The organism is Sorangium sp. So ce302 (genome assembly GCF_051530145.1).
GTDB classification, from domain to species: domain Bacteria; phylum Myxococcota_A; class Polyangia; order Polyangiales; family Polyangiaceae; genus Sorangium; species Sorangium cellulosum_B.
In genome coordinates this window covers 6,882,070-6,906,691 of the sequence record NZ_CP150326.1, presented here as the reverse complement: position 1 = coordinate 6,906,691, position 24,622 = coordinate 6,882,070, and the positions used below count along the sequence as shown (strand labels likewise).

The following is a 24,622-nucleotide window of genomic DNA, read 5'->3' as shown; positions in this document are numbered from 1 at the left end:
CGCCTACGGGACGGGGGGATCAGCCCTCGCCGGGCTCGGCCGGCAGGCCGGCGTTCTTGCGGAGGGTGGCGATCAGGCGGTCCATCGCCTCGCGGTAGCTCTTCTGGACCGCGGCGATGCGCTCCTCCATCGTCTCGTCGATCTGCTTCGCCTGGGTCGCGGACGAGTCGAGCATCGCCTTGCTGCGCCCGAGCTCCTCGATGCGCGCCTCCGACGCCTTCTTCTCCTCGTCGGTGCGGCGGCCAGAGGACTGGAATGCTCGCTCCGCCTCGACCGCCTCGTCGATCGACTTCTTGATGGCCTCGATCTCCTCGAGCATCCGGCGGAGCCGGAGCTTGTGCTCGACCATGTCGATGTGGACGACGTAGCTCACGAAGCTCACGGCGTCGGCCTGCTTCTCGAGCGTCGCGGCGTTCTCCTTGCCGAGCGAGGCGCGGTAGCGCTCGATGCGGCGGTGCGCCTCGCTGCGCTCGCGGACGTACTTCTCGAGCTGGCGCTCGACGCCCTCCTCGAGCGCGTGCGCCGTGGCGCCCGTGACGTCGACGTCGCACCCCTTCTGCTTGACGACGTACTGCGCGGCGCCGCTCACCTTGCGGGTGAGGTCCTCCTTGTTGTCGTTGAAGAACGCCGCCGCGCCGTCGACGGCGCGCACGCGCTCCACGTAGTCGTAGCTCCGGCCCGCCGCGTCCGCCTGCTCGATGACGTCGAGGACCTGCTTCCAGTCCGGCTTCTTGAGCTGATCGGGATAGCCCGCGAACTGCGCTGTGGCGCGCTTCGCGAGGTCGTCGCGCTCGCCGAACGACGTGGCCGTCGCCTGCAGCTCGGCCGGGTAGCGCTCCGCGTAGCCGCTCTGCGAGGCCGAGGACGCGATCTCGGGCTCCGGCTTGGGGGCGCTGCAGCCGAGCGCGAAGAGCTGGCCGGCCAGGAAGAGCGCGCCGGCGATAAGGTACGGTCGGTTCATGGGCGCTGGCCTATAGCCCATCTCCGCCCTGGCCGCGCGCTCCGCGCCGACGCCACCTCGGTCAAGGGTGACGTGACCCACATCCGCGCAGCCCTGCGCAACCAGGGCGACGCACGCGCGACATCACGGCACAAGGAGCCATGCTGCGCGTCGCGTTACGACGCGTAAAACGACGGAATCGCTTCCCTTTCGTACCCGCCCTTGGCATCGTCATGGGCCCGCTCTGCGCGCTCAGCTCGCGCTCCAGACGGTCGAAGACGGTTGTTCCTTATCTGCATTTCACAAGCGCCGGCGCCTGTCACGGAGGCGCAGGCCACCTTCGCGAGGGATGTGAGGCATGGGAGCTCTGAAAGACAAGGTCGTCATCGTCACGGGCGCGAGCTCGGGCATCGGCAGGTCGACGGCCGTCGCGCTGGCCGCCGAGGGCGCCAGGGTCGTCGCGAGCGCGCGGCGCGAGGCGCAAGGGCGCGAGCTCGTCGCGGCCGTCAAGGATCGCGGCGGGGAGATCACCTGGGTCACCGCCGACATGCGGGTCGAGGGCGACGTCGAGGCGCTCGTGAAGGCCGCGGTGTCCACCTACGGGCGCCTCGACTGCAGCTTCAACAACGCCGGATCCGGCTTCTTGATGCCGCTCGCCGACATGTCCAACGCCGACTACGACCTGGTCATGGACACGAACCTCCGCGGCGTCTTCTGGTGCATGAAGTACCAGATCAAAGCCATGCTCGCGAGCGGCGGGGGCTCGATCGTCAACTGCGCGTCGGTGGCCGCGTCGCGCTTCTTCCCCGGGCTGGCGGTCTACGCTGCCTCCAAGGCCGGCCTCGTCGCGCTCACGCGCACGGCCGCGGTCGAGTACGCGCAGAAGGGGATCCGCATCAACGCGGTGAGCCCCGGCGTCGTCGAGTCGGAGATGTCGACGGCCGGCTGGCGCCTCGACGATCCCCAGGGACGCGCCTTCGCCGCGTCGCTCCACGCCATGAACCGCGTCGGCGGGCCCGAGGAGGTGGCCGCGCTCGTCGCCTTCCTCTTCAGCGACAAGGCCTCGTTCATCACCGGCCAGGACGTCGCCGTCGACGGGGGCCTCCTCTCGGCGGCGTGGCCCGCCAACTACGCGGGCGGGGGCTGATCCGCGCGCCGCGGCGGAGCCCGGGGGAGCGCGCCGCGGCGGAGCCCGGCCGGAGGCCACGCGCCTCACCCCACCGCGCTCGGATCCTCCGAATCCCGGGTTCCCGAGCCTCCTGCGCCCCATACTTCGGCCATGGGTCAGCCTGAAGCGGAGCCGCCCCCCGCGGCGGGTCGTGGCGAGCGCCCGGCGGCCTCCGCCCCGTCGCTGTTGCGCGCGCTCCGCCACCGGAACTACCAGCTCTTCTTCGCCGGCCAGCTCGTCTCGCTGGTCGGCACCTGGATGCAGTCGGTCGCCCAGTCGTGGCTCGTCTACCGGCTGACGGGCTCGTCGCTGCTGCTCGGCACCGTCGGGTTCGCGACGCAGATCCCCGTCTTCCTGCTGGCCCCGATCGGCGGCACGGTGGCCGACCGGCGGAGCCGCCACCGCATCCTGCTCGCCACGCAGTCCGCCGCGATGGCGCTCGCCTTCGGGCTCGGCGCGCTCACCCTGAGCGGGCACGTCCAGGTCCGGCACATCCTCGGGTTCAGCGTGCTCCTCGGCGTCGTGAACGCCTTCGACATCCCGACGCGGCAGGCGTTCGTCGTCGAGATGGTGGGCAGGGAGGACCTCGCCAACGCCATCGCGCTCAACTCCTCGATGTTCAACGGCGCGCGGATCCTCGGCCCGGCGGTGGCGGGCATCCTCGTCGGCGCGATCGGCGAGGGGTGGTGCTTCGTCGCGAACGGGGTGAGCTTCCTTGCCGTGCTCGGGAGCCTGCTGGCGATGCGCGTCGCGCCCCGTCCGGCCGCCGCCGGGCGCGGCTCCGCGTTCGCCCACACGGTCGAGGGCTTCCGGTTCGTCGCGCGCACCAGGGCCATCCGCGCGCTCCTCCTCCTGCTCGGGGTCGTGAGCGTCACCGCGATGCCGTACGCGGTGCTGATGCCGATCTTCGCCGATCGGATCCTGCGCGGGGGGGCGCAGGGGCTCGGCATCCTGATGGGCGCGTCGGGCGTCGGTGCGCTGCTCGGCGCGCTCGTCCTCGCCAGCCGGAGGCGGCTCCGGGGCCTCGGCCGCTGGGTCGCCGCGGCCTGCGCGGGGTTCGGGGTGGCGCTCGGGCTGTTCGCGCTGTCGCGGTCGTTCTGGCTCTCGGCGCTCCTGCTCGTGCCCGTCGGCTTCTCGATGATGGTGCAGATGGCGGGGTCGAACACGCTCGTGCAGGCGATGGTGCCGGACGCGCTCCGCGGGCGCGTCATGGCGGTCTACGCGATGATGTTCATGGGGATGGCCCCGCTCGGCGCGCTGCTCGCCGGCTGGCTCGCGGGCAAGATCGGCGCGCCCGCGACCGTGGCCTCGGGCGGCGCGTGCTGCGTCGCCGCGGCGGCGGTGTTCGCCGCGAGGCTCCCGGGGCTGCGGCAGCAGGCGCGGGAGCTGATCATCGCCCAGCAGATGGCCGCCGGGACGCCCTCGGAGCAGCTCACCCAGCCGGTCGCGGTGGGGGCCGCCTCGGAGGAGCAGGGCGCGGCGCGGCCGGCGTGAGCGGGCGGGGCCGGCGCGGTCCGGCACCTCGCATGCACGCCGCGGGTCGAGGCGGGCGTGTGTGCGGTCGACGCACCGCGCGCCGGGCGAGGGGAGGGGATCATGGGGCAAAAGGCCAAGCAGCGGTCCGAGGCGCAGGCGCAGGCGCAGGAGAACAGGCGATTCGACGAGGTCGATCAATCGAAGGGGATCTTCCGGCTCGACGGGCCGCACCCCAAGGACGCCGAGCTCCGCGCGCCGGGCTCGCTCGGCGGCGGGCCGTACGAGGAGTCGGGCCGCGGCGGCCCCGCGGGCTCGCTCGAGCTGCGGGAGACCGGCGCCGAGGCCACGGCCGCGGGCGCGGCGGCCCCGCCCGAGGAGGAGCCGCCGCCGGAGAGCGGCGCGACCGAACAGGCGCAGCCGAGAGGCGCGTTGCCCCAGCACGAGGAGCCGGGCGAGAAGGACCGCAAGGCCGCCGGGCAGAGATAGCGGGGCGCGGCGCCACGGCGGCGCTCGCGCCAGCGCCTCGCGCGCTCACCGCGGGGCGACGGCGCTCGCGACGCCGATGGCGACGTATTGGCCGACGATGCCGGCCACGCCCATCGTGTCTCGGAGGCTCTTCATGAGCCGGTCGGGCAAGACCAGGTCGTCGACCAGAAAGCAGCCGAGCGCCGACAGCGCGCCCGTGAGCGCGCCGCCGCGCCGCCCCGCCGCGTCGAGCGCCTTCTCGTAGCCGATGCCCCACACGAGCAGGCCCCCGGCGAGCGCCGCCATCCCTGCGGGCGTGGCGACCGGGTCGAACCGGCGCTTCGCGCGGCGACCCCCGAGGCCGACCGCCGCCGCCATGGCGTTCATGGCGGCCCAGGGCGATCCGCGCTTGAGGGTGGACGCTGCCATCATCGTGCACATCGTCGCTGCCGTCAGCACGGCGCCGGTCCGCAGCCCGCGCGTGACGATCTCGCTCATCCGGATCGCCTGCTGAGGGCGCTGCGCCGCTGCGCGAGGCGTCGCCCCGGGAGACCCGGGCATCGCCGCGGGCGGCAGCGCCGTCGCCTCGGGCGGCAGCGCCGTCGCCTCGGGCGGCGAGGCGATCGGCGCGGCGGCCACCGAGGCGGCTTCGGGCGGCGGGGACGCCGCCTGGAGAGGTGATGTCATCCCCTCGGAAGGCGGGACCAGCGCCTCGGGCTGATCCGGCTCCGCGCCCTCCCGGCGGCCGACATGGAGGTAATCCTCGCGGCCGTCATGGTACGTGTAAGGGACCGGCCTGGGACCCTGGTGCTCCGGCTCCGCCGTTCCTGCGGCGCGTTCCGGGTTCATTCGATTGTCCATCTGACACCTTTCAGCGATTTCTGCGGATACGTGGGTTCCTCTCCCCGACATGTGCCAACTCCGTGCCAGGCCCGAGCTGGCCAGTCCATGGAGTCGGGGCGCCGTTGGTTCATGGCCGGCGAAAGCGCCGCGGTCCGACGGCGGCGAACCGGTCGCTCCGCCGGCCCGACCGATCCGTCCTCCGCCGCCCGACGGCTGTGGTTTGCCGCTCGCATGGGGGCGCGCTCAGGAGGATTTCATGAGCACAGCCCGCCCGCTGGAGATCATCGCCGCCACGAGGACATCACGCGCCGTGAAGACGGCGGGGGTGATCTTCGGCATGGGCGCAGGTGGCCTGATCGACGGCATCCTGTTTCATCAGCTCCTGCAGTGGCATCATCTGATCTGCTTCAGCTGCCATCCAGGCGCGACCATCGACGATGTGAGGCGGAACATCTTCGCCGACGGTCTGTTCGGCGTTGTCGCATTGAGCCTCACCGTGGCAGGTGTCATCAAGCTCTGGAGCGCCCTGCGCGCGGGCGGAGCTGAGCTCCCCGGACGGATGTTCCCGGGCGCCGCCGCCATGGGCTGGGGGCTGTTCAACCTGGTCGAGGGGGTGATCGATCATCACCTCCTGCAGATCCACCATGTCCGTCCAGGTCCGGGGCAGCTCGGCTGGGACCTGGCCTTCCTCGCGTCCGGTGTCCTGCTGATGCTGGTCGGCCGGCGCCTGATGCGCGAGGCGCCCGCGTCAGCGGCCGCGCCGGCTCGGACCTGACTCGCCCCCGCGCCAGGCCAGCTGGACCAGGCGGTGCAGCAGCGACAGCGAGGGCGCCTGAGGGCCTGCCTCGAGGGACGGAAACGCGCTCGTCAGCTGGGCCGCGGCGAACGGCGTCCTCCTGGCGATGAGCAGCTCGCAGCGGCCGTTGAACACCGCGGGGTCCCGGGGCGAGGCAGGGGGGTCCAGCGAGAGCGCCTCCGGGAGCTCTGCGACGGCCCGCCTCAGGTCGTCGAGCTCCTCGATCGCGAGGCGCCGCTCGTGCGGCGCTTCTGCGCCGTCGCCGCCCGCGCGCAGCAGCGCGTGCCCGCTGGCTTGCGAGCGGAACGGGCCGTCCGGGGAGGGGGACAGCGAGAGCTCGACCTTGATCCAGCGGCGCCCTCCGCCGGCCGGCGCGACGCCCTCGAGGACGAGCAGCCAGTCGGGGGCCGCCGGCCGGCGCGCCAGCGCGCGCCTGGCCCAGCGGCGCTGCGCGGCTGGCCCGACCCACGGCGAGAGCCCCGCGTGCCACGCGCGGAACGCGAGCTCATCGCGGTACGCCGCGCCCGGGAGCCACCCGCTGGCCACGCCGATCGACTCCCAGACCGCGAGCCCGGCCGCGAGCGCCGGACCCACGCTGATGCACTGGACCAGCCCCGGAATGCAGGCGCCGGCCGCCGCGAGCACGGCGCCTCCGGCCGCCGCCGAGGCGGCCAGCTGGACCGCGCCGAGCCCGAGCTCCCACGGCTTGCAGCCCCGGCACCGCTGCCGCAGCTCGGCGGTGCTCAGCTCGCTCGGATCGCGCAGGTCGCATGCCGCTCTGGTCATATCCCTCGTCGCCGCCCGGCGCCGGACCGGAGGCGAGCTCTGCCAGCATACCGCGGATCCGGCGGCCCGCGCGTTCAATCGGCGACGCCGCCAGGAGCCGCGATGGCGCCGAGCTTCGCCCTGGTCGCGCGCAGGTACTCGCCGGGAGCGACGAGGATCTGCGTGCCGCGCACGCCGGCCGAGATGGAGACGACCTCGAAGAGCTCGATCGTCTCGTCCGCGTAGACGGGATAGGCCTTCTTCGCGCCCAGCGCCGTGACCCCGCCGCGCACGTAACCGGTGAGCGGCTGGACCTCCTTCAGCGACACCGTGTCGACCTTCCGGTCACCGGTGAGCCTGGCCATCGCCTTGAGATCGAGCTGGGCGTTGCCCGGCACCACCGCGAAGCAGACGCCGTGGCGATCGCCGCGCGCCACCAGCGTCTTCCACACCTGCTCCGGCGGCAGGCCGATCTTCCTGGCCACGGTGCCCGCGGTCAGGTCGCTCGGGTCGACCTCGTAGGTGCGCAGCTCGTAGGGGATGCCGAGGCTGTCGAGGATGCGCGCGGCGTTGGTCTTCATGGCGATGGGCCGGGCCATGCTATACGCGCCGGCTGCGCCGATGACGACCGAGAAGAAGCATCGGCCAGGTGCACCGCGTTGCGCTCGCGGATGGGCGCGAGGTCGCCGTGAAGGTGCAACACCCGCGGATCGACCGGCGCTCAGCAAGGACGAGGCGGCGTTCGCGCGCCACGCGGCGCTCATCCTGGGCACGCGCGGCGGGCGGTTCGAGGAGCTCTCGCTGGCGTACACGCGCCGGTGCTTCGAGCCGCTGTTCGGGTTCTACTCGGTCCTCGCGCGGCTCGACGTGGAGGCCGACCACGCGGCGGTCGAGGGCGCCTTCCTGCGGGAGGCGGGGCTGCTCGGGTAGGCGATCGGGCGCGCGGCGCCGGCTCAGCGCGGTCGCCGGTCGTGGAAGAGGAGCGTCTCGATGGTGCCGGCCTCGCGGAGCCAGGGCTGGTCGTGCGGCCCCGGCAGGACGCGGAGGGTGTGGGGGATCGAGCGCTTCGCGAGCTGTGCGGCGAGGGTGGCGTTCGCGTCGCGGAACGGGTCTCCCTCGCTGGTGAGCAGGTGGAGATCGCGCGGCCCGGCCGCGGCGATGGCCCTGGCGAGCCGGTCGGCGTAGGCGGGGGCGCGGTGGGCGCTGATGGCGGACTGCACGCCGCCCCAGGCGCCGAAGAGCTCGGGCCTGCGGAGGAACACCTCGATCCCGATGAAGCCGCCGAGGGAGCAGCCGTCGAGCGAGGTGCGGGCCGCGTCGTCGAACGCGGGCGCCTCGGCGCGGGCGCGCGGCAGGACCACCTCCGCGAGCCAGCGCGCGTAGCCGTCGAGCGCCGCGGCGGGGTTCGGGGCCTTGTGGACGTTGGGCGTGAAGGGGCACGCGATCGCGAGGCCGCGGAACGGCCGCGCCGCGAGCGCGGCGTTCACCTCGGCGAGCCGCGCGTCGGTCCAGTCCTTCCGGCGCGAGGTGCGGCCGAGCGGCGGGCAGCGCAGCCGCTCGTAGGCCGGCCCGAGGCCGTACCGCTCCAGCCACGCGAAGGCGCCGAGGCGCTCGTCGCCGGTCTCGCCGAGGCCGTGGAGGAGCACGAGCAGCGGCACGCGCTCGCCCGGGGCGAGGTGCTTCGGGACGAGCAGCGTGAACCGCCGGCCGAGGGCGCGCTCGCCGGGGACCTGGAGGTCGCGGACGTCGAAGGCGGGCGGGGAAGCGGGGGGCGGCGGCGAGGGCGGCGCGGCGCCGGCGGGGTCGGCGAGGGCGGCGCTCGGGGCGAGGGCGGCGGCGCACAGGGCCAGGAAGGGGCGCCGGTCGAGGAGCATGCGCCGAGTGTCGCAGCTCCGCGGCCGTCAGCCAGCCCGCGGCGGAGGTCTGTGGCGATCCTGACCTTCGGCTGCGCTTGAATGACGCCGTTGCCATGCCTCGCTCGGACGTGAAGGAAGGTGGTCCAGAGCCGCACGGGGCTGACAGGAAATGCCCGAGACGCGCGGGAGGGAGTGGACGCGCCGGGCGCGCAGCGGGTACACCGACGCGCCCATGGACACGACGCACGATGCGACGGACGCGACGCACGACGAGGTGGGGCAGACGAGCCCGATCCGTCCTGAAGATCAGGACCCCAAGCTGTGGAAGGGGAACGGGTGGACGGCGCGGGTGATCAAGAACGAGGACGACGATGGGTGGGCCGTCGAGATGACGTGCGACGGCCAGAGCGAGCCCTCGCTGGTGGGGCCGTGGACGATGGGGCGTGACAAGAAGAACCCGAAGCCGCTCGACGCGAGCGCTTTCGCCACCCTGGTGAAGACGGCGAACGAGATCCTTTCGCGGCACGACCAGCAACGCCGGGCGCAGCTGCACCGGAGCGTGACGACGGTGGTCGGGGGCGGCGCCCGGATGCGGGTGGACCTCGACATCGTGCCCGACGAGGACGATCCGCACGCCATCCTCACGGGGCGAGACGCGGCAGGGGAGACCGTGAGGCGGTCGAGGGTGTCCCCGGACTTCAAGCTCACCGCCGAGAGCGCGCGGGCGTGGCTCGAAGAGGGCGTTCCCGAGCCGTGACGGGCGCGCGGCCGGCGAGGGGCCCCGCCGCCGCCATGCCGCGGCGCTCAGCCCGGGTGGACAGGCGTCCAGGCCGGCGGGTCGCTCGCCGGGAACGACTCGTCCGACGCCTCGTCCACAGGCTCCCACGCCTCGCGCTGCGAGAGCGCCCCGCCGCGATCGAGCGGCGTCTGCGGGCTCCGCTCCTTGCGCGTCTTCGCCCCCGTCGCCTCGGGTACGGCCGCGGCGCCTTCAGGCGATTCCGGCTGTCGCTCCGCTGCCTTCTTCTCGTTCGTTCCCATGCGTCACCCTCCGGCGCTCCCGTGCCCGACACGACAGGTGGAGCCGGCGAGGCGCGCCGCAAGGGGACCCCGCGCCGGATCGAGACCGCTCTCGCTCGCTCCTCCCCGCTCAGCGCGCCGGCTGATCCCCGACGAATCGCTCGAACACGGCCTTGCGCAGCAGCTCCGGCGGCAGGATCCCCTGGGCGAGCACGAAATCGTGAAATCGCTGCGCATCGAAGCGAGGGCCCATCATGGACTCGACCTCTGCCCGGAGCTCCATCAGCCGGGTGAACCCGTAGAAATACGATGTCGCCTGTCCCGGCGCGCGGAACGTGTAGCGCTCCACCTCGGACCGAGCGAACGGCGCCGACAGCACCACTTCCTGCTCCAGGAAGGCTCGCGCGGCCGCAGGCGTGATCTTGCCGGCCTGGAGCTCCGGATCCAGGAAGGCGCGCGCGGCCCGCAGCAGGCGGTATTGCAGCGAGACGAGCTGACCCTCGGGCGGCATGAACGGGAACACGAGGGCCTCGGAGTACAGCCCCCACCCCTCGGTGTTGGCGCTGTTCATCGCGAAGACCGCCCGGGCGATCGAGACGCCGCGCTCGACGAGCGAGGCGAACTGGAGCTCGTGTCCGGGGCGCGCCTCGTGGGCGGTGAGCGTCCACGACGCCGCTGCATGGGTGAAGTCGTCAACCTTCTGCAGCCCGTCCGCGGCGCCGAGGGGGCCCGGGAGGCTGAGCGGCAACACGAACTCCCCCACTTCCCCCTGGTTGCCGAGCAGCCGCGGCGGCCGCATGTGCGGCGCTGGCGTCTCGGCGCTCTCGGCGGCGGTGCCGAGCCGGATGCGCGCAGGCCGCTCGGGCAGCGTGACGAGGCGCTCTTTCCTGATGATGTCCTCTATCTGGGCCAGCCGCGCCTTGTAATGCGGCAAGATGGCCTCGCCCACCAGCTGCTCTTTCTTCAGGGCGCGGAGCACGTCGCGGTAATCCGCGCCTGGCAGCTCGCGCGCCCTGGCGACCGAGCTCGAGAGCTCCTGCATCTGCGCCGTCAGATCCTCGAAGGCGGCGTGGGCCAGGGGCGCCAGCTCGGCGGGCGGCAGATCGACGCCGTACGACTCGAGCGCGAACGCATAGAGCGGCCGCGGCAACGCGAAGTCGGTCCGCGCCCGGGGGAGCACGTCGCTGCGCAGCGCCGCGTCGTACGCCTCGAGCTGGCGATTCAGCGCCGCGAGCGGCTCGTCATGGCCGCTGATGCCGTATTCCCTGAACAGCTCACCGATGCCCTCCCGCACGCGGGCGTTCGTGGCGAGGTGCCGCTCGATCTCCATCCTGGGCGGGGCGAGCAATCCGGGCTTCTCGAGGTCCTGGAGGAGCCTGGCCATGGCCTGCTCGGCGATGGGCACGTAGCCCGCCTCCATGCCGGCATAGCGCCGGAGGCGCGTGCGGGCCGCAGCCCGCCGCGCCGGTGATACCCGGTCGTCCAGGAGGTTCGAGATGCCGTCGAACACGAGCCCCGTGACGTGCACGTAGGTGACGCTGTACTTCTCCGCGAGCTCCGAGCTGCGAACGGCCCGGTCCGCGGCGTCCAGCAAGATCTGCAGATCTTCGGCGACCGCCGGGTCCTTCTGGGTTTCTCGCCGTTTCTGGAGCTCCACGATGGCCGCGCGGAAGGCCGCGCGTTTCTGCGCCTCGACCCCGGGCGATAGATCCGCGATCTCCCGGTCCGCGCGCTCGATCCCCAGAGCTCCGGCGCGCTCCGGCGAGAACCGGACGAGCACGTCGAGGAGGACCTTTGCGTGCTCGTTGCTGCGCTCGACCCAGGCCGGGAGTCGCTGGGCCGCGGCAGGTGCCGAGCGCGCGGCGGGCGCGGTGCTCGCGGCCGCCGAGGGCGCCGGCGAGGGCAGGGGAGCCGGCGCGGCGGCAGGAGGCGGGGCGCCTCGGGCGCACGCAGCGGCGAACAGGGGGACGAGGACGAAGGTGCGAAGTGCGCGCAGGGCCATGCCGGACATCTTGCGACGGAGCCGCCGCGCGCCAGCCGCAACGCGGGGCAAATGCGGCCGGCGTGAGCCCAGCTCAGCTGTGCTCGAGCGGAAGCCCCGCCTTCACCCAGCCGCTCGTGCCGCCATCCAGGTTGTAGAGCTGGTTCAACCCGAGCCGCTCGGCGAGCTTCGCCGCCGTCAGGCTGCGGGCGCCCTTCGCGCAAACGAACACCACCCGATCACGCGGCAGGGCCCGCTGCGGATCCGCTCTCAGTTGATCGAGGGGCACCAGCCGCGCGTGCGGCACGTGTCCGACCGACCACTCGCGTGGCTCACGCACATCCACAACGTCCACCTCGCCGCTCTTGATCAGCTCGTCCGCGTCCCTGGGCGATATCGTCTGGATCATTTGTCCACTATAACGGACGCGTGCGACAGTGGCAACCCGGGGGACACAAGTTCGCCGTCGAGACGAAAACCTTCGAAATCCCGTGTGTTCAGCCTGTTTTGAAGATCCAACCAGGGGGGTGGACGGCGAGGGCGGCTGGCAGGGAGCCCGGCGGCGTCCGCCTCAGCGGACAGCCGCCGGACGGCCAGTCAGCGCGACCTCCCGATCTGGATTCTATGCAGCGCGTCAACCAGCGCGTCGATGTCCTCGCAGGTGTTGTAGGGGGCGAGCGACGCGCGCACGGTGCTCTCCAGGCCGAAGCGGCGCAGGATGGGCTGCGCGCAGTGGTGGCCCGAGCGCACCGCGATGCCCTCCCGGTCGAGCGCCCCGCCCACGTCCTCGGTGCGCTGCCCATCGAGGACGAAGGAGAGCACGCCCGCCTTGTCGGCCGCGGTGCCGATGAGCCGCAGCCCGGGGACGGTCGCGAGGGCGTGGGTGGCGTAGTGCAGCAGCTCGTGCTCGTAGCGGCCGATGTTCTCGATCCCGATCCGCGTCACGTAGTCGAGCGCGGCCCCGAGGCCGACCGCGTCCGCGATGTTGCCGGTGCCGGCCTCGAAGCGCGCGGGGGGCGGGTGGTAGATCGTCCGCTCGAAGGTGACGTCCGCGATCATGTTGCCGCCGCCCTGCCAGGGCGGCATCGCGTCGAGCACCTCGCTCTTGCCGAAGACGGCGCCGATGCCCGTGGGACCGAACACCTTGTGGCCCGAGAACACGTAGAAGTCGCAGTCGAGGAGCTGCACGTCCGCGCGCATGTGGGACACCGCTTGAGCGCCGTCCACGACGACGCGCGCGCCGTGCCGGTGCGCCATCGCCACCATCTCGCGGGCGGGCGTGATGGTGCCGAGCGCGTTCGAGACCTGCGTGATCGAGACGATGCGCGTCCGCGGGCCGAGCAGCTTCTCGTACTCCTCGAGGATCACCTGGCCCCGGTCGTCCACGGGAGCGACACGGAGCCTTGCGCCCTTCTCGGAGCAGAGCTGCTGCCAGGGCACGATGTTGGCGTGGTGCTCGAGCCACGTGATGACGATCTCGTCGCCCGGGCCCACGTTCCTCCGGCCCCAGCTCTGGGCGATCAGGTTGATCCCCTCGGTGGTGCCGCGCACGAACACGATCTCGCGCGTGGACGGGGCGTTGATGAAGCGGCGCGTCGCCTCGCGCGCCGCCTCGTACGCGTCCGTCGCGCGGGCCGCGAGCGCGTGCGCCGCGCGGTGGATGTTGGAGTTCTCGTGCTCGTAGAAGTACGAGAGACGATCGATGACGGCCCGGGGCTTCTGGGTCGTCGCCGCGTTGTCGAGCCAGACGAGCCGCTTGTTGTGGACCCGCTCCTCGAGGATGGGGAAGTCGCGGCGGATCGCGTGGGGGTCCAGGATGCCGGCGGAGCCGCTCACGCCGCGGACCAGCGCCGGATCCACGGCGCGGATCTCGTGCGCTTCGACCTGGGGAGGGCCGACCGGCGACTCGATGCCCAGCGCGGGCGCGCCGGGCACGAAGTACGGGTCGGCGTCGCGGCCCGCGAGATCGCCCAGCACCGGGATGCGGAGCACCTCGTCGGCCGCTCCCAGACTCAGCGGATCGGAGCCCACGAGCGGGACGCGGACGAAGCCGGCGCGCACCGTCGAGTCCGGCAGCGCCACGTCGCCGGGGAAGGCGGGCGTCGCGCCGGAAGAAGCGGGGACCGAGCCGGGAGGCGGCAGCGCCGCGCCGGAGGAAGCGAGGACCGAGCCGGGAGCCGGCAGCGCCGCGCCGGAATAGGGGGGGACAGAGCCCGAATAGGCGGGGACAGAGCCGGAGTGGGCGGGGGCCGACCCGGGGTAGACGGGGGCCGCCGCCGCGGACGGCCCCGGTACAGGTGACGGCGCCGCGCCAGCCGCCGCCAGGTGCGGGACGGGTGACTGCGACGGCGCGGCCCCAGGAAGCGGCGCCGCCTGCGCCGCCGCCCCCTGCTTCACCGGCGCGCCGAGCATCTCGTTCGCGAGCTGCGCGATCACAGCGGCCAGGGAGGCGGGGTCGAAGCCGGGGACGCCGGGCGCCGGCGCGGGCGCGCCGCCCGGCGCCGAGAGAGGCACGTTCAAGGGCGCGATCCCAGAGCTCCCTACGGCGTGGGTCACCTGCGGCAGAGCACCCTGGAGATCCGCTGTCAGGATCTCACTTGTACTCATAGTAGCTGTCCACCTGGACGCCCTCGAGCACGCCGAGCGCGTCTTCGGTCAGAACCGCCGCCGAGCAGTACAGGGACGCGAGGTACGAGGCAGCCCCGAGCTGGTTGATGCCCATGAAGCGAATCGACAGGCTCGGGCTCACCTCGCCGGGGATCCCGGGCTGGAACAGGCCCACGACACCGCGCTTCTTCTCGCCGGTGCGGACCAGGAGGATATCGGTCTTGTTGCCCGCGAGGTGCAGCTTGTCGGTGGGGATGAGCGGGAGGCCGCGCCAGGTGAGGAACGGCGAGCCGAACAGGGTCACCGTCGGCGGCGGAACACCGCGCTTCGTGCATTCGCGACCGAACGCCGCGATGGCCCGCGGGTGCGCCAGGAAAAAGGCCGGCTCCTTCCACACGCGCGCGATGAGCTCGTCGAGATCGTCCGGCGTGGGGCCGGCGCCGCGCGGCTTGATCCGCATGCTCTCATGCACGCTGTTGAGCAGGCCGTAGTTGCCGTTGTTGATCAGCTCGTCCTCTTGCTTCTCCTTGAGCTTCTCGACGAGGACGGTGAGCTGCTCTTTCACCTGATCCATGGGGCTGCGGAACAGGTCGGAGATCCGGGTGTGCACCTGGATCGTCGTGGTCACCGTGTTGAGCACGAACTCGCGCGGCTGCTCTTCATAGTGAATGCGCGCCGTGGGCAGCTCGGCCGCGTCATCCGGGCTGCAATCGACCGCGAAATCGCTATCGGTGACCCGGTTGAGGCGGTACACGCCTGCTTCGACGGGCGTCCAGGGGAGCAGCTGCACGAGCCAACGCGGGGTGGAACCGGCCCACTGGGGCGGAGTCTTGCTCGTGTTGGCGTGTTGCCTTGCGGCGCGCTCGCCAAGCAAATGGCTTTCGTGGTTCGTCATGGCAGGGCTTTTCCTCGAGCTTTGGCGCGTGGGGGGATGTCTCCGCCAAAGCTGAGCCAGTACTACAGCTTCTTCCTGGGTTGCCGCAATGGCGCTCGTGATCCCTGGACGCTTTCCTCCTGTAAAGCAGATGTGTTTTCCATCATGCTGGACTCCTATAAAACGGATTTTCCTTCGTGATGGTGGAGCGCAGGCGCACGTGCCGTGGTGGATGCGGACACCGGCGGACGTCAGCTGAGGGCAAGGCCCAAGCGGGTTGCGGTGTCGTTGCGGCAGCGTTGCGGCGGCGTTGCGGTGTCGTCCGAAATGAAAGATGAGGAGTCGGGTGATGGAGCCGGGCGCGCTCGTGCTCGCGAAGATCGAGGGTCGCAATCCGGCGTACTCCGTGAGAACCCGGCGAACGCCGCGATCCACGAGCGGACGACGGGCCCGGAGATCTGGGACGACACGGCCGGGAAGGTCGATATCCTCGTGTCCGGCGTCGGGACCGGCGGCACGATCACCGGCGTATCGCGCTTCATCAAGCACCAGAAGGGCAAGGCGATCACCTCCGTCGCGGTCGAGCCCGCGCACAGCCCGGTGCTCACGCAGACGCGCGCCGGGGAGCCGCTCAGGCCGGGGCCGCACAAGATCCAGGGGATCGGCGCGGGCTTCGTGCCCGACGTGCTCGATCTGTCGATCGTCGATCAGATCGAGCAGGTGACCAACGAGGAGGCGATCGCCTATGCGCGGCGGCTGACGCGCGAGGAGGGCATCCTCTCGGGGATCCTCTCCGAGATCGCGCACGCCGACACCGGCATCGACATCCACCCCGGCGCCGAGATCGGGGCGAGCTTCTTCATCGATCACGGGACGGGCGTCGTCATCGGGGAGACGTGCCGTATCGGCGAGCGCGTGCGCCTCTACCAGGGCGTCACCCTCGGCGCGAAGAGCTTCCCGCGCGACGCGAGCGGGAACCCCATCAAGGGGATCGACCGCCACCCCATCGTCGAGGACCAGGTGGTGGTGTATGCCGGCGCGACGATCCTCGGGCGCATCACCATCGGCCGCGGATCGAGCATCGGCGGCAATGTGTGGCTCACGCGCAGCGTCCCGCCGAACAGCCGGATCAGCCAGGCCCAGGTGCGGAGCGACGTCTTCGAGGACGGCGGCGGCATCTGACGGGTCCGAGCGCGTCGTCACGGCGCGCTCGGCGCCGGCGAGATCCGGCTCGTGCCCGGCGTCGACGCGGTGTATGAGCGCCGGCCTCCCGCCGAGGCCGCCCCGCGATGATCCCCCGCCGCCGCCTGCACCGCGCCGTCTTCGCGCTGGCTGCCCTCTACAACGCCTGCTGGGGGCTCTACGCCGCCGCCGACCCGCAATGGCTCTTTCGCTTCGCGGGCATGGAACCCCTCAATCACCCGCCGATCTTCGCCTGCCTGGGGATGGTCGTCGGGGTGTACGCCATCCTCTACGCGGAGGTCGCGCGCGCGCCCGAGCGCGGGTTCCTCCTTGCGAGCGTCGGTCTGCTCGGCAAGGTGCTCGGGCCGATCGGCCTCGCTGGGCTGCTCGTCACCGGGCAATGGCCGCCTCGGTCCGCCGTGCTCTGCTTGACGAACGATCTCGTCTGGTGGATCCCCTTCGGCCTGTACCTCCACGACGCGTGGCCGTTCTTCGTGCGGCAGTGGAAGGCGGCGCCGGGAGACCCGTAGTCCCGCTTGGGGGGCTGACCTGCGGGACGAGCCGGCGAAGCGCTCGGCCGGCGTGTGTCGCTCGCGCGGGCCAGGACGGGCTACGCTGCCGCGGTTCGCCGGCGCGAGGGCCGGCGGGAGGGTGTGCGTTCATGAGCTCGAGCAAGGCAGCGGTCGTCGTCGGCGTCGGCCCCGGACTCGGGGCCGCTGTGTCGAGGCGCTTCGCGCGCGAGGGGTTCTCCGTCGGCCTCATGGCCCGGACGGCCGCCGCGTGTGAGGCCGTGCAGCGGGAGATCGAGGGAGCCGGAGGGCGCGCCTTGAGCGTCCCGGGGGACGCCACCGACGCGACCTCCGTCGCGGCGGCCTTCGCGCGCGTCGAGGAGTCGCTCGGGCCGGTGGAGGTGCTGATCTACAACGCCAGCGTCTTCCGCGTGGCCGGCGCGCTGGAGCTCACGCCGCGAGAGCTCGAGGACGACTGGAAGATCAACTGCCTCGGCGGCTTCCTGAGCGCGCAGGCGGCGCTGCCCGGCATGCTCGAGCGCGGCCGGGGGACGATCCTCTTCACGGGCGCCACCGCCTCGCTCCGCGGCGGAGCCCGCTTCGCGGCCCTCGCCGTCGGCAAGGCCGGCCTGCGCGCCCTCGCGCAATCGCTCGCGCGCGAGCTCGGCCCGCGCGGCATCCACGTGGCGCACGTCGTCATCGACGGGCTGATCGACACCCCGCGGGTGCGCGCCATGGTGCCCGGGAGAACGGCCGCCACCCTGCTATCGCCGGAGGCGCTGGCAGAGACCTACTTCCAGCTCCACGCCCAGGCGCCGAGCGCCTGGACGCTCGAGATCGACGTGCGCCCGTCCGTGGAGAAGTTCTGACCCTGCCCTGGGAGGCGCGGTGACCGACCAGCGTGGGATGGTCGTCTCGAGCGTGAAGGGGTCGTGTCGATCGCTCGACGGGCCGCGCCATCGATCGCGAGCGCCGCGGGCAGGCGCGCTGCTCGGCGGGCCCGAGCGCGTCGGACGAGATCCCCGATCCCATCTCGCGGAGCCCGGGGTAGAATCGTGGTGAGCTGGCCGTGGCGCCCGCCGGCGAGCGCAGCCGCGGAAGCGGGCGCGCGCCGCGTGGAGGCGCGGCCCGCTCGCAAGGAACGAAGGATGACAGAGAGAGACAGGCAATCGACCCCGGCGGTGGAGCCGTGGGGAAACGGGCGCGGGTACGGCCCGATCTCGCCGCGGCACCCGCTCGGCGGCGAGATGACGGACGTGGTGCGCGGCATCTTCACGCGCCTCAGGCTCCCGTGGCTCCTCCAGCGCTACTCCAAGATACCGGTGCTCGCGGTCTTCAGCTGCGTGAACGGGTTCGTGAGCATCGGCCTGATGGCGGCCCTCGCCGTGGTGACGAAGTCGCCCTTCGTCTTTCCGTCGCTCGGGCCAACAGCCTTTTTGTTCTTTTACACTCCCACGGCGGCGTCGGCCGCGCCGCGCACCACCATCCTCGGGCACAGCATCGGCATCGCGGTCGCGTATATGAGCCTGCTCATCACCGGGCTCACGCACGCAGGTCCGGCGACCGCGACCGGCGTGACCCTCCCGCGCGCCATCGCCGCGGCGCTCTCGCTGGGGCTCACGGCCGGCCTCATGGTGCTCGCCCGCGCGCCCCACCCTCCCGCGGGCGCGACCACGCTCATCGTGTCGCTGGGCATCCTGTCCCGGCCTCCGATGCTCCTCGTGCTCCTCGGCGGGGTCGTCCTGCTCACGCTCCAGGCCATCCTCATCAATCGCCTCGCCGGCGTCGACTACCCGCTGTGGGCCCCGCGGCAGGCGCGGCCGGAGCAGGATCCACCGCCGCCGCCTTGATCCAAGGGCCTCCCGTCGCCGGGCGGCCGAGGACGGGCGACTCGCGTCGTCGCTCCATGCCATCAGGGCGCCTCGTCGGGCGTCGCGCCGCGCCTGTCCGCGAGGTCACGGTCGCGGCGTGACATGTCACGGTCGCGGCGTGACATGTCACGGCCGCCCATCGGAGATGGGGTTGGGCTCCGAGCTCCAGCGCGTCAGACGAATGGGCTTGATTCGGCAGGATCCGCCGCCCATTCGGGCCGCGGAGAGCCACGTCGAGCGGCTGCAGCGGAGAGGCCGTGTTGTCGTGGGCGCTGGCGCACCGGTTGCTATGGCCGCTCCGAGACGGGCTCTGGGGCCTGGCCCGGCGGTGATCGGCGCCCTGGTCGTTGCTTCGGGGCCCCGCACATCATGTGTCGAGTCGAGCGACGGAGGTTTTGTGAAACATTCATGTGTGATGGTCGGGACGCTGCTGCTCGCGAGCCTGGGAACCGCGGGCTGCGTGGTGGAGAGCGTCGAGAACGAGGGAGGAGAAGACGCCCTCGGTGAGGCAGAGCAGGCGCTTTCGTCCAGCCCGGCGCTCCGTGACTTCGGGCAGGTTCAGCCGCAGACGACGGCGTGGCGCACGGTCACCGTGGACAGCCAAGGGGTGACCGTGTCAGGTTGCCAGTGCGGCGTCTCGGGACAGCACTTCGGTGTCGCGAGTTGCCCGACCACCTTCAAAGGTCAGCGGAACGTCGGCGTGTCCTTCTCCGCGCCGGCGTCGCCGGGGACGTACACCGGGACGTTCAGCATCACGTGCGGCGGACCGTCCTCGCTCTCTGCCACCAGCAATCTGAGCGCCGTCGCCCCCATCGGCGTCAACCACAACGGCACGCTCCTCCGGGCCGGCGGCGCGAAGCCGAAGGCCGGGCGCAAGGCCGCGCGGCAGGCGCGGACCACGGGCGCCGCGCGCTCCACGCGGCGCGCGCGGTGACCCACGACGCGTGGCGCCGCGGGCCGGAGCCAGCGACGCGCCACGCTTCGATCCGCGGCGACGGCGCGGCGTGGCGGCTCGTCAGGCCACGATCGAGGCGGCATGACCCGCCTCGGCCAGGTTCTCCCGGCAGGCCGCGATCGTCGGGTGGCCCGGGCTGAGCGTCGCCTCGTAGATGGAGAGCGCCCGCTCCAGCAGCCGGCGCGCCGCCGCCCGCTTGCCCTGCCGGAGGCGCAGCACGCCGAGGTTGTTGAGCGCCATCGCCAGGTCGGGGTGGGTCGGGCCGAGGAGCCCTTCCATCGTCCCGATCGCCTTGCGGAACAGGCGCGCTGCGGCGTCGAGCTCGCCCTCGGCGTAGAGCAGGGCGGCGAGGTTGCTCGTCGTGAAGGCGACCTCGCGGTGCGCGGGGCCGTACGCGCGCTCGAAGATGGCGAGCGCGCGCCGGTAGAGCGCCTCCGCCTCGCCGCGCTTGCCCTGGGCGTCGAGGATGGCCGCGAGCGCGGCCGCGTCCTCGGCGACGAGCGGGTGCTCGGGCCCGAGCGCGGCCTCCCGCAGCGCCACCGAGCGGCGCGCGAACGGCTCTCCCCGGGCGGCCCGGCCGCGAGCGTGCTCGAGCCCGCCGAGGTTGTGGAGCAGGGGCGCGAGCTCGGGGTGATCCGGTCCGTGGACCCGCTCGAGGACGTGGATCGCCCGGCGGTAGAGCCGCGCCCCCTCGGCGAAGCGCGCGCGGTACTTGCAGCTCATCGCCAGCTCGTTGAGGCAGGCGGCGACCTCGACGTCGCGGGCGCCGAAGGCGGCCTCGGCCAGCCGGAGCGCGCGGCGGGCGCGCGCCGCCGCGTCTGCGTAGCGGCCCTGGAGCCGCGCGGTCGCGGCCAGGGCGAGCCACGCGTGGACGCGGAGCCGCTTGATCTCGCCGCCCCGCCGCGCCCGCGCGAGCACGAGGACGGCGCGGCGCGCGTGCGCCTCGGCGGCCGGAGGGTCGCCGGACGCCGCCGCGATCCGCCAGAGCACGAGCAGCGCGCCGGCTGCCTCCGGGTCGGCGGGCCCGAGCTCCCGCTCGACGAGCGCGAGCGCCTCGCCCGCATCCGAGCGGGCCTCGCCGAGCATGCCCATGGAGAGATGGCGGAGGGCGCGCTCGCGGAGGGCGCGGGCGCCCGCAGCGGCCTGTCCCCGCGCCGGCCGCGCCGCGCGAGGGGCGGACGCGGGGGAGGCGCTCACGAGCCCTCGTCGGACCCCTGGGCGTCGTGAAGGTAGAACCCGGGGCTCTCCGGCCCGCCGGCCCGCTCGGCGGCCTGGTGCTCCCGGTGCGCGGCGCGCTGGCCGTGATCGACGAACACCGGGACGACAGGCGCGCGCGCGTTCACGACGTGGAGCAACGTGGTGCTGTCGGCACCGCCGGTCAGGAGGACGATCGTGGAGGGGGGCATGGGGCAGGGAGGATCGGCGATCCGGCGAGCGCGCGCCAGGGGGCGGCGAGCGCGTGAGCGAGGAGCGGATTGACCACATGGCACGAGATGCGGTTGACGGGAGCGCGCGCGTCGACGCGGGCGCGCCTTGACGTCTGGCGAGCGCTCGTGTGCTCTCGTTCCGCTTCGCGTCGCGCGACGCCGAGCGGCTCGACCAGGAAAGGGAGGATCATGCTCACGCATAGCTACACCTACGAGGCGACCCTGGCGGATTCGCACAAGATCACCTGGCGCGTCGAGGACATCATCGGCGGTGACAAGCAGCTCGACTTCTCCAAGCCCTTCCTGCCCGAGTCGCTCGCGGGCACGGCGTCGATCCGCTGTCTGAGCGCGCGGGAGAAGCTCCTGCTCAACCAGATCCGCGGCAACAGCTATCTTTACCTCTTTGGCTTCGTGGAGGAGTTCATCCTGCCGTTCGTGCTCGATCAGGCGCGCACCGCGGTCCACGGCGCCGACGCGGTCGAGGTGCGCGCGCTCGTCACGTTCGCCGAGGAGGAGGCGAAGCATATCCACCTCTTCCGCCGGTTCTCTGCGGAGTTCGCGCGCGGCTTCGGCGCGGAGTGCGGGGCCATCGGCCCCGCGAAGGACGTCGCGGCGGCGATCCTGAAGCACGGCGCGCTCGGCGTCGCGATGGTGACCCTGCACCTCGAGTGGATGACGCAGCGCCATTACCTCGACAGCGTCAAGGAGGGTGACGCCGAGGGCCTCGACCCACAGTTCTCGAGCCTGCTCCGCCACCACTGGATGGAGGAGGCCCAGCACGCCAAGCTCGACACGCTGCTCGTCGCCAAGCTCGCCCGCGAGGCCGGGCCGGAGGGCATCGCCCGGGCCTTCGACGACTACGTATCCATCGGCACGATGCTCGACGGCGGCCTCGCCGCGCAGGCCAGGCTCGACATCGAGGCCCTGGAGCGCGCCGCCGGCCGCCCCCTCGCCGAGGCCGAGAAGGCCGAGATCTTCGAGGCGCAGCAGCGCGCTTACCGCTGGACGTTCCTCGGCTCGGGCATGACCCACCCGAACTTCGTCCGCGCGCTCGGCGAGCTCAGCCCCGCCGGCGCCGAGCGCATCGCCGCGATGGCGAAGGCGCTCGCCTGAGCGCCCCCCTGGGCAGGCGACGCTCCGCCGGGCGGCGCGCCCGGCGCCACTGCGTCACTCCGCGAGCGCAGCGTCGCCCAGCGTGTTCACGTATCCCGACTCGATGATCCTCTTGAGGAGCATCAGGAACACGCCCGCGTCGCGCCAGCACTCCGCCGGCAAGCTCGCCACGCCGCCGCGCACGACGTCGACGAATCGCTCGACGACGCGGCCATCCCCGGCGCTGTCGTCGGCGGCGAGGTCGCGCAGCGTCGCCGCGATGACGTCCTCGTCATCGACGCCGACGAACCGCAGGGTGGCCTCGACGAGCCTCCGGTTCGGATGGTTGAAGACGTTGAGATCGAACCGGCCGCGGGGGCCCGAGCGCCGATCGACGTCCTGATCTCCCACGTCGTCGAAGATGCGCGAAGCTGCGTCGGCGAATCGCTCGCACACGCGCCTGACCGCCGGGGAGGCCAGCACCTGTCCTATCGTGGGGAGCTCGGGGCTCGCGCTCCGGTAGAGGCTGTAGACGACGGCGACCGTCCCGGCCGTTTGAATGCTCCCGATCGCATGCGCGACGAAATCGCCGGCGTGGTCGTCCCAGAACGCACCCTCTTCGCGCTCGAGATAACGCTGGCTGAGCTGCCGCATGGCGGAACCATGGCTCAGAAAGCCGGCGACAGGCGACTCGATGAGCGCGCCCGCGTCCTCGGGAGAGCTCAGGCGACGCAGCAGGCGCGCCACCTCCGCCAGAGGTCGAGCGCGCGCCGCGACGAGGGCAGGATCGGGGCGCGGCGCCCTGGCCGCGTCGAGCTCGCTCCGGAGGACGGCGGACGCCAGCTGTTTCGTGTCGTTCGACGCGGGAACGTGCAGGCGCGGCGCGTGAACCTCGATGAACCGGTGCGTCGCGACCACCATCGCCAGGTCCCCGTCATCCATCAGGCCATCGAACAGGAACAGGAGCCCAAATACGATGGAGACCTCGGCGAGGCGCTCGACCTCCTCGATTTCGATCGCGATCGCGGCGCAGAACGCCGTCGCCTTGGGGCCGATCTGGCGCACGACGCGCTCGATGTGGTCCGGATCGAGGTCGGGTAAGGCGCCCTGGACGATCGGGCGGAACCTGTCGAGAAAACACGCGTGGACGGCGCGCATCCTCTCGGAGAGCGCGCGACGGCCGACGGCGGTCGGGTAGGAATCGCCGAAGACGTGGCTCTGCCACGTCCTTTCCATCAGATCGTCTAGCTTTCCCATGACGGTTGCGACACGAGGAGCGCGCCGAGGACCCACGCGCGGTCCACCCGCGCCGGGCAATACAGCTCCTTGCCGATCCAGCGGAGATCTTCCTGGCCGGCGCCGATGTCATGGTTCGATATCAGCCAGTCGCGCCCCCGTCGCCAGGCGCCCCGCGCCATCGATTCGAGCTCGCGGTTCCTTCGGGCGGCGCGGAGCGCGAGCACGGCGTACGCCGTCTCTGCCGCGGTGGGCGCGCCGCCGGCTCCCCAGCCGCCATCGCCGCGCTGGGCGCGCAGCAGCGCCTCCATGCCGCGCTTCACGGCGGGCAGCTGCCCCTCGTGCGAGAGGGCCAGGATGACCTGGCTGGTCGTGTAAAGCCAGGAGCTGTGCCATTTGTCGCCAACCCACCGCCCGTCCGGCTGCTGGCGCTCGAGGAGGTACCGCGCCGGCTCCGACGCCTTCTCCCCGCGGGACGCGAGGGCGTGCATCGCGTGTGCATTGGTCGTGAGCGAGGGTTGCAGCTCGTTCGCGTACGTGATGAACATCCCGCCTCGCTCGAAGCGTCGCAGCGTCTCGATGGCGCGGGGCGCCGCGAGCTCTCCCAAGGTGGCGATGACCGTCGAGGTGATGTCGCCGTCCTGCGTGAACGCGTCGCTCATGCCGATGCCCTCGGGGCGAAGCGCGGCGCCGAGGTCGAGCAGCTGCGGCCGCACCACGTCGCCCAGCCGTGGATGGTCGAGGAGATCGAAGGCCCGCAGCGCATACAGGACCCAGGCCTGCTCGAATCGACGGATGGGCCACACCGTGGGGACGACGCCGGGGATCCCGACCTCGGTCGCGTCGCTCGCTCGAAGCAGGTACTCGCGCGCCGCCGCTCGTGCGGCCGCGAGGCCGACCTTGTCCCGGGATGCGTGAAGCCAGGCGGCCGTGGCCGCGGGGCTGTGCCCGACGCCGCCGCTCGCGTCGAGGAGGTCGGGCGAGGGGCCGCTCCCCCAGCCCTCCCACGAGTGCGACGCCGCGCTGCCGGCCGCCGGCCGGGCCTTGCCGATCAAGGCCCGGCGCCGCTCGCCGAGCGCAATGAGCGCCCTGTACGGGCCCCAATCGACGCCGAGGCCGAGCGAGGAGGCCCGGTCGAGGAGCCTGGGCATGAGCAGCTCCAGCCCGACAGGGATGTCGTCCGGCAAGGACGTCCCCCAATGCGCTGCCTGGTTGCGCAGGAACGCAAGGCCCCCCTCGCAGGCGCGGCGTACCTGCGGCATGAGCTCGCGGTAGGGATGGAGGGCCACGAGCGACGCCAGCGTCGGGAGATCGCGCGCGCGTGGGACCGACGAGAGCCCCCAGCCCCCATCCGACCGCTGCTGATCCAGGAGCCATGGGATGACGCTCGCCCTGGCATCGGGAAAGACATCGAACATCAGCACGGTGGCGGTGTCGTACACCGACGGGCTGACGAGACCCCCGCCTCGCCCGAGCTCCGCCACGAGCTCGCGAAGAACGGCCAGAGCGTGATCGGAAGGACTCGAATGCGGCGAGGTGTTCATGTGCTGATCCACCCGGTG

25 protein-coding genes are annotated in these 24,622 nt (G+C 72.4%); 11 read left to right on the top strand and 14 right to left on the bottom strand.

Annotated elements, in window-relative coordinates:
* Positions 1–19: 19 nt before the first annotated feature.
* Positions 20–961: a hypothetical protein gene (locus WME73_RS26015; protein WP_437739082.1), complete on the bottom strand. Its 942-nt coding sequence runs from the start codon at positions 959–961 to the stop codon at positions 20–22.
* Between the two features lie 337 nt (positions 962–1,298).
* Here WME73_RS26015 and WME73_RS26010 point away from each other — a divergent pair, with 337 nt between their 5' ends.
* From WME73_RS26010 to WME73_RS26000, 3 genes are all read left to right on the top strand, one after another.
* Positions 1,299–2,087 (top strand): SDR family NAD(P)-dependent oxidoreductase, encoded by a 789-nt coding sequence (locus WME73_RS26010; protein ID WP_437739081.1) that lies wholly within the window; start codon positions 1,299–1,301, stop codon positions 2,085–2,087.
* Positions 2,088–2,219: 132 nt separating this feature from the next.
* On the top strand, positions 2,220–3,602 hold the full coding sequence (locus WME73_RS26005; protein ID WP_437911277.1) for an MFS transporter: 1,383 nt from the start codon (positions 2,220–2,222) through the stop codon (positions 3,600–3,602).
* A 102-nt stretch (positions 3,603–3,704) separates the two neighbouring features.
* Complete coding sequence (locus WME73_RS26000; protein ID WP_437911276.1) at positions 3,705–4,070, top strand: hypothetical protein; 366 nt, start codon at positions 3,705–3,707, stop codon at positions 4,068–4,070.
* Between the two features lie 45 nt (positions 4,071–4,115).
* Here the strand turns inward: WME73_RS26000 and WME73_RS25995 are convergent, their stop codons facing one another.
* Complete coding sequence (locus tag WME73_RS25995) at positions 4,116–4,910, bottom strand: hypothetical protein (protein WP_437911275.1); 795 nt, start codon at positions 4,908–4,910, stop codon at positions 4,116–4,118.
* 238 nt (positions 4,911–5,148) lie between these two features.
* On the opposite strand from WME73_RS25995, the gene WME73_RS25990 reads away from it, so the two are divergent.
* Positions 5,149–5,667: a DUF2243 domain-containing protein gene (locus tag WME73_RS25990; protein ID WP_437849433.1), complete on the top strand. Its 519-nt coding sequence runs from the start codon at positions 5,149–5,151 to the stop codon at positions 5,665–5,667.
* On the opposite strand, the gene WME73_RS25985 is transcribed toward WME73_RS25990, so the two are convergent.
* The 3 genes from WME73_RS25985 to WME73_RS25975 form a co-directional block, all read right to left on the bottom strand.
* Complete coding sequence (locus tag WME73_RS25985) at positions 5,641–6,474, bottom strand: hypothetical protein (RefSeq protein WP_437911274.1); 834 nt, start codon at positions 6,472–6,474, stop codon at positions 5,641–5,643. The two genes, WME73_RS25990 and WME73_RS25985, sit on opposite strands and share 27 nt — an antisense overlap.
* Positions 6,475–6,548: 74 nt before the next feature.
* Positions 6,549–7,034 (bottom strand): Cys-tRNA(Pro) deacylase, encoded by a 486-nt coding sequence (gene ybaK / locus WME73_RS25980; RefSeq protein WP_437911273.1) that lies wholly within the window; start codon positions 7,032–7,034, stop codon positions 6,549–6,551.
* A 372-nt stretch (positions 7,035–7,406) separates the two neighbouring features.
* Complete coding sequence (locus WME73_RS25975) at positions 7,407–8,327, bottom strand: alpha/beta hydrolase (RefSeq protein ID WP_437911272.1); 921 nt, start codon at positions 8,325–8,327, stop codon at positions 7,407–7,409.
* Positions 8,328–8,541: 214 nt separating this feature from the next.
* Here WME73_RS25975 and WME73_RS25970 point away from each other — a divergent pair, with 214 nt between their 5' ends.
* The gene (locus WME73_RS25970) at positions 8,542–9,066 is read left to right on the top strand and encodes a hypothetical protein (protein WP_437911271.1); all 525 of its coding nucleotides are present in this window, start codon (positions 8,542–8,544) and stop codon (positions 9,064–9,066) included.
* A gap of 47 nt (positions 9,067–9,113) precedes the next feature.
* On the opposite strand, the gene WME73_RS25965 is transcribed toward WME73_RS25970, so the two are convergent.
* The 5 genes from WME73_RS25965 to WME73_RS25945 form a co-directional block, all read right to left on the bottom strand.
* Entirely contained in the window at positions 9,114–9,347 is a 234-nt protein-coding gene (locus tag WME73_RS25965) for a hypothetical protein (RefSeq protein ID WP_437911270.1), read from the bottom strand.
* A gap of 109 nt (positions 9,348–9,456) precedes the next feature.
* Positions 9,457–11,328, bottom strand: a complete 1,872-nt coding sequence (locus WME73_RS25960) for a DUF885 domain-containing protein (protein WP_437911269.1) — start codon at positions 11,326–11,328, stop codon at positions 9,457–9,459.
* 73 nt (positions 11,329–11,401) lie between these two features.
* Positions 11,402–11,716 carry a rhodanese-like domain-containing protein gene (locus WME73_RS25955; RefSeq protein WP_012237276.1) on the bottom strand — a complete coding sequence of 105 codons (315 nt, stop codon included), beginning with the start codon at positions 11,714–11,716 and terminating at the stop codon, positions 11,402–11,404.
* A 188-nt stretch (positions 11,717–11,904) separates the two neighbouring features.
* Positions 11,905–13,914 (bottom strand): family 2A encapsulin nanocompartment cargo protein cysteine desulfurase, encoded by a 2,010-nt coding sequence (locus tag WME73_RS25950; protein ID WP_437911268.1) that lies wholly within the window; start codon positions 13,912–13,914, stop codon positions 11,905–11,907.
* Complete coding sequence (locus WME73_RS25945) at positions 13,901–14,809, bottom strand: family 2A encapsulin nanocompartment shell protein (RefSeq protein ID WP_437739069.1); 909 nt, start codon at positions 14,807–14,809, stop codon at positions 13,901–13,903. The genes WME73_RS25950 and WME73_RS25945 overlap by 14 nt, the downstream gene beginning before the upstream one ends.
* A gap of 306 nt (positions 14,810–15,115) precedes the next feature.
* Here WME73_RS25945 and WME73_RS25940 point away from each other — a divergent pair, with 306 nt between their 5' ends.
* The 5 genes from WME73_RS25940 (at position 15,116) to WME73_RS25920 (ending at position 19,284) form a co-directional block, all read left to right on the top strand.
* Positions 15,116–15,970: a pyridoxal-phosphate dependent enzyme gene (locus WME73_RS25940; RefSeq protein WP_437911267.1), complete on the top strand. Its 855-nt coding sequence runs from the start codon at positions 15,116–15,118 to the stop codon at positions 15,968–15,970.
* Positions 15,971–16,077: 107 nt separating this feature from the next.
* Positions 16,078–16,500 carry a hypothetical protein gene (locus WME73_RS25935; protein WP_437911266.1) on the top strand — a complete coding sequence of 141 codons (423 nt, stop codon included), beginning with the start codon at positions 16,078–16,080 and terminating at the stop codon, positions 16,498–16,500.
* A gap of 131 nt (positions 16,501–16,631) precedes the next feature.
* Positions 16,632–17,348, top strand: a complete 717-nt coding sequence (locus tag WME73_RS25930) for an SDR family NAD(P)-dependent oxidoreductase (protein ID WP_437911265.1) — start codon at positions 16,632–16,634, stop codon at positions 17,346–17,348.
* A gap of 279 nt (positions 17,349–17,627) precedes the next feature.
* The gene (locus WME73_RS25925) at positions 17,628–18,329 is read left to right on the top strand and encodes an HPP family protein (protein ID WP_437911264.1); all 702 of its coding nucleotides are present in this window, start codon (positions 17,628–17,630) and stop codon (positions 18,327–18,329) included.
* A gap of 418 nt (positions 18,330–18,747) precedes the next feature.
* The gene (locus WME73_RS25920) at positions 18,748–19,284 is read left to right on the top strand and encodes a hypothetical protein (RefSeq protein WP_437911263.1); all 537 of its coding nucleotides are present in this window, start codon (positions 18,748–18,750) and stop codon (positions 19,282–19,284) included.
* 81 nt (positions 19,285–19,365) lie between these two features.
* Here the strand turns inward: WME73_RS25920 and WME73_RS25915 are convergent, their stop codons facing one another.
* Both WME73_RS25915 and WME73_RS25910 read right to left on the bottom strand, forming a co-directional pair.
* Entirely contained in the window at positions 19,366–20,502 is a 1,137-nt protein-coding gene (locus tag WME73_RS25915) for a tetratricopeptide repeat protein (protein ID WP_437911262.1), read from the bottom strand.
* Positions 20,499–20,711, bottom strand: a complete 213-nt coding sequence (locus WME73_RS25910; RefSeq protein ID WP_437911261.1) for a 7-cyano-7-deazaguanine synthase — start codon at positions 20,709–20,711, stop codon at positions 20,499–20,501. The genes WME73_RS25915 and WME73_RS25910 overlap by 4 nt, the downstream gene beginning before the upstream one ends.
* A gap of 210 nt (positions 20,712–20,921) precedes the next feature.
* Here WME73_RS25910 and WME73_RS25905 point away from each other — a divergent pair, with 210 nt between their 5' ends.
* Positions 20,922–21,845, top strand: coding sequence for a hypothetical protein (locus tag WME73_RS25905; protein WP_437911260.1), 924 nt, complete (start codon positions 20,922–20,924; stop codon positions 21,843–21,845).
* 54 nt (positions 21,846–21,899) lie between these two features.
* On the opposite strand, the gene WME73_RS25900 is transcribed toward WME73_RS25905, so the two are convergent.
* The gene (locus tag WME73_RS25900) at positions 21,900–23,081 is read right to left on the bottom strand and encodes a hypothetical protein (RefSeq protein ID WP_437911259.1); all 1,182 of its coding nucleotides are present in this window, start codon (positions 23,079–23,081) and stop codon (positions 21,900–21,902) included.
* Complete coding sequence (locus tag WME73_RS25895) at positions 23,069–24,604, bottom strand: hypothetical protein (RefSeq protein WP_437911258.1); 1,536 nt, start codon at positions 24,602–24,604, stop codon at positions 23,069–23,071. Before WME73_RS25895 ends, WME73_RS25900 begins: the two co-directional genes overlap by 13 nt.
* Positions 24,605–24,622: the final 18 nt, after the last annotated feature.

Excerpts from the sequence above, each read along its gene's own strand:
- WME73_RS25925 (WP_437911264.1), top strand. The coding sequence starts at position 17,628 with ATGACAGAGAGAGACAGGCAATCGACCCCGGCGGTGGAGCCGTGGGGA.
- WME73_RS25900 (WP_437911259.1), bottom strand. The coding sequence starts at position 23,081 with ATGGGAAAGCTAGACGATCTGATGGAAAGGACGTGGCAGAGCCACGTC.
- WME73_RS26000 (WP_437911276.1), top strand. The coding sequence starts at position 3,705 with ATGGGGCAAAAGGCCAAGCAGCGGTCCGAGGCGCAGGCGCAGGCGCAG.
- WME73_RS25945 (WP_437739069.1), bottom strand. The coding sequence starts at position 14,809 with ATGACGAACCACGAAAGCCATTTGCTTGGCGAGCGCGCCGCAAGGCAA.
- WME73_RS25935 (WP_437911266.1), top strand. The coding sequence starts at position 16,078 with ATGATCCCCCGCCGCCGCCTGCACCGCGCCGTCTTCGCGCTGGCTGCC.
- WME73_RS25965 (WP_437911270.1), bottom strand. The coding sequence starts at position 9,347 with ATGGGAACGAACGAGAAGAAGGCAGCGGAGCGACAGCCGGAATCGCCT.
- WME73_RS25895 (WP_437911258.1), bottom strand. The coding sequence starts at position 24,604 with ATGAACACCTCGCCGCATTCGAGTCCTTCCGATCACGCTCTGGCCGTT.
- WME73_RS26010 (WP_437739081.1), top strand. The coding sequence starts at position 1,299 with ATGGGAGCTCTGAAAGACAAGGTCGTCATCGTCACGGGCGCGAGCTCG.
- WME73_RS25955 (WP_012237276.1), bottom strand. The coding sequence starts at position 11,716 with ATGATCCAGACGATATCGCCCAGGGACGCGGACGAGCTGATCAAGAGC.
- ybaK (WP_437911273.1), bottom strand. The coding sequence starts at position 7,034 with ATGAAGACCAACGCCGCGCGCATCCTCGACAGCCTCGGCATCCCCTAC.
- WME73_RS25940 (WP_437911267.1), top strand. The coding sequence starts at position 15,116 with ATGAAAGATGAGGAGTCGGGTGATGGAGCCGGGCGCGCTCGTGCTCGC.
- WME73_RS25995 (WP_437911275.1), bottom strand. The coding sequence starts at position 4,910 with ATGGACAATCGAATGAACCCGGAACGCGCCGCAGGAACGGCGGAGCCG.
- WME73_RS25910 (WP_437911261.1), bottom strand. The coding sequence starts at position 20,711 with ATGCCCCCCTCCACGATCGTCCTCCTGACCGGCGGTGCCGACAGCACC.
- WME73_RS25990 (WP_437849433.1), top strand. The coding sequence starts at position 5,149 with ATGAGCACAGCCCGCCCGCTGGAGATCATCGCCGCCACGAGGACATCA.
- WME73_RS25930 (WP_437911265.1), top strand. The coding sequence starts at position 16,632 with ATGAGCTCGAGCAAGGCAGCGGTCGTCGTCGGCGTCGGCCCCGGACTC.
- WME73_RS25970 (WP_437911271.1), top strand. The coding sequence starts at position 8,542 with ATGGACACGACGCACGATGCGACGGACGCGACGCACGACGAGGTGGGG.
- WME73_RS26005 (WP_437911277.1), top strand. The coding sequence starts at position 2,220 with ATGGGTCAGCCTGAAGCGGAGCCGCCCCCCGCGGCGGGTCGTGGCGAG.
- WME73_RS25975 (WP_437911272.1), bottom strand. The coding sequence starts at position 8,327 with ATGCTCCTCGACCGGCGCCCCTTCCTGGCCCTGTGCGCCGCCGCCCTC.
- WME73_RS26015 (WP_437739082.1), bottom strand. The coding sequence starts at position 961 with ATGAACCGACCGTACCTTATCGCCGGCGCGCTCTTCCTGGCCGGCCAG.
- WME73_RS25905 (WP_437911260.1), top strand. The coding sequence starts at position 20,922 with ATGCTCACGCATAGCTACACCTACGAGGCGACCCTGGCGGATTCGCAC.
- WME73_RS25985 (WP_437911274.1), bottom strand. The coding sequence starts at position 6,474 with ATGACCAGAGCGGCATGCGACCTGCGCGATCCGAGCGAGCTGAGCACC.
- WME73_RS25960 (WP_437911269.1), bottom strand. The coding sequence starts at position 11,328 with ATGGCCCTGCGCGCACTTCGCACCTTCGTCCTCGTCCCCCTGTTCGCC.
- WME73_RS25950 (WP_437911268.1), bottom strand. The coding sequence starts at position 13,914 with ATGAGTACAAGTGAGATCCTGACAGCGGATCTCCAGGGTGCTCTGCCG.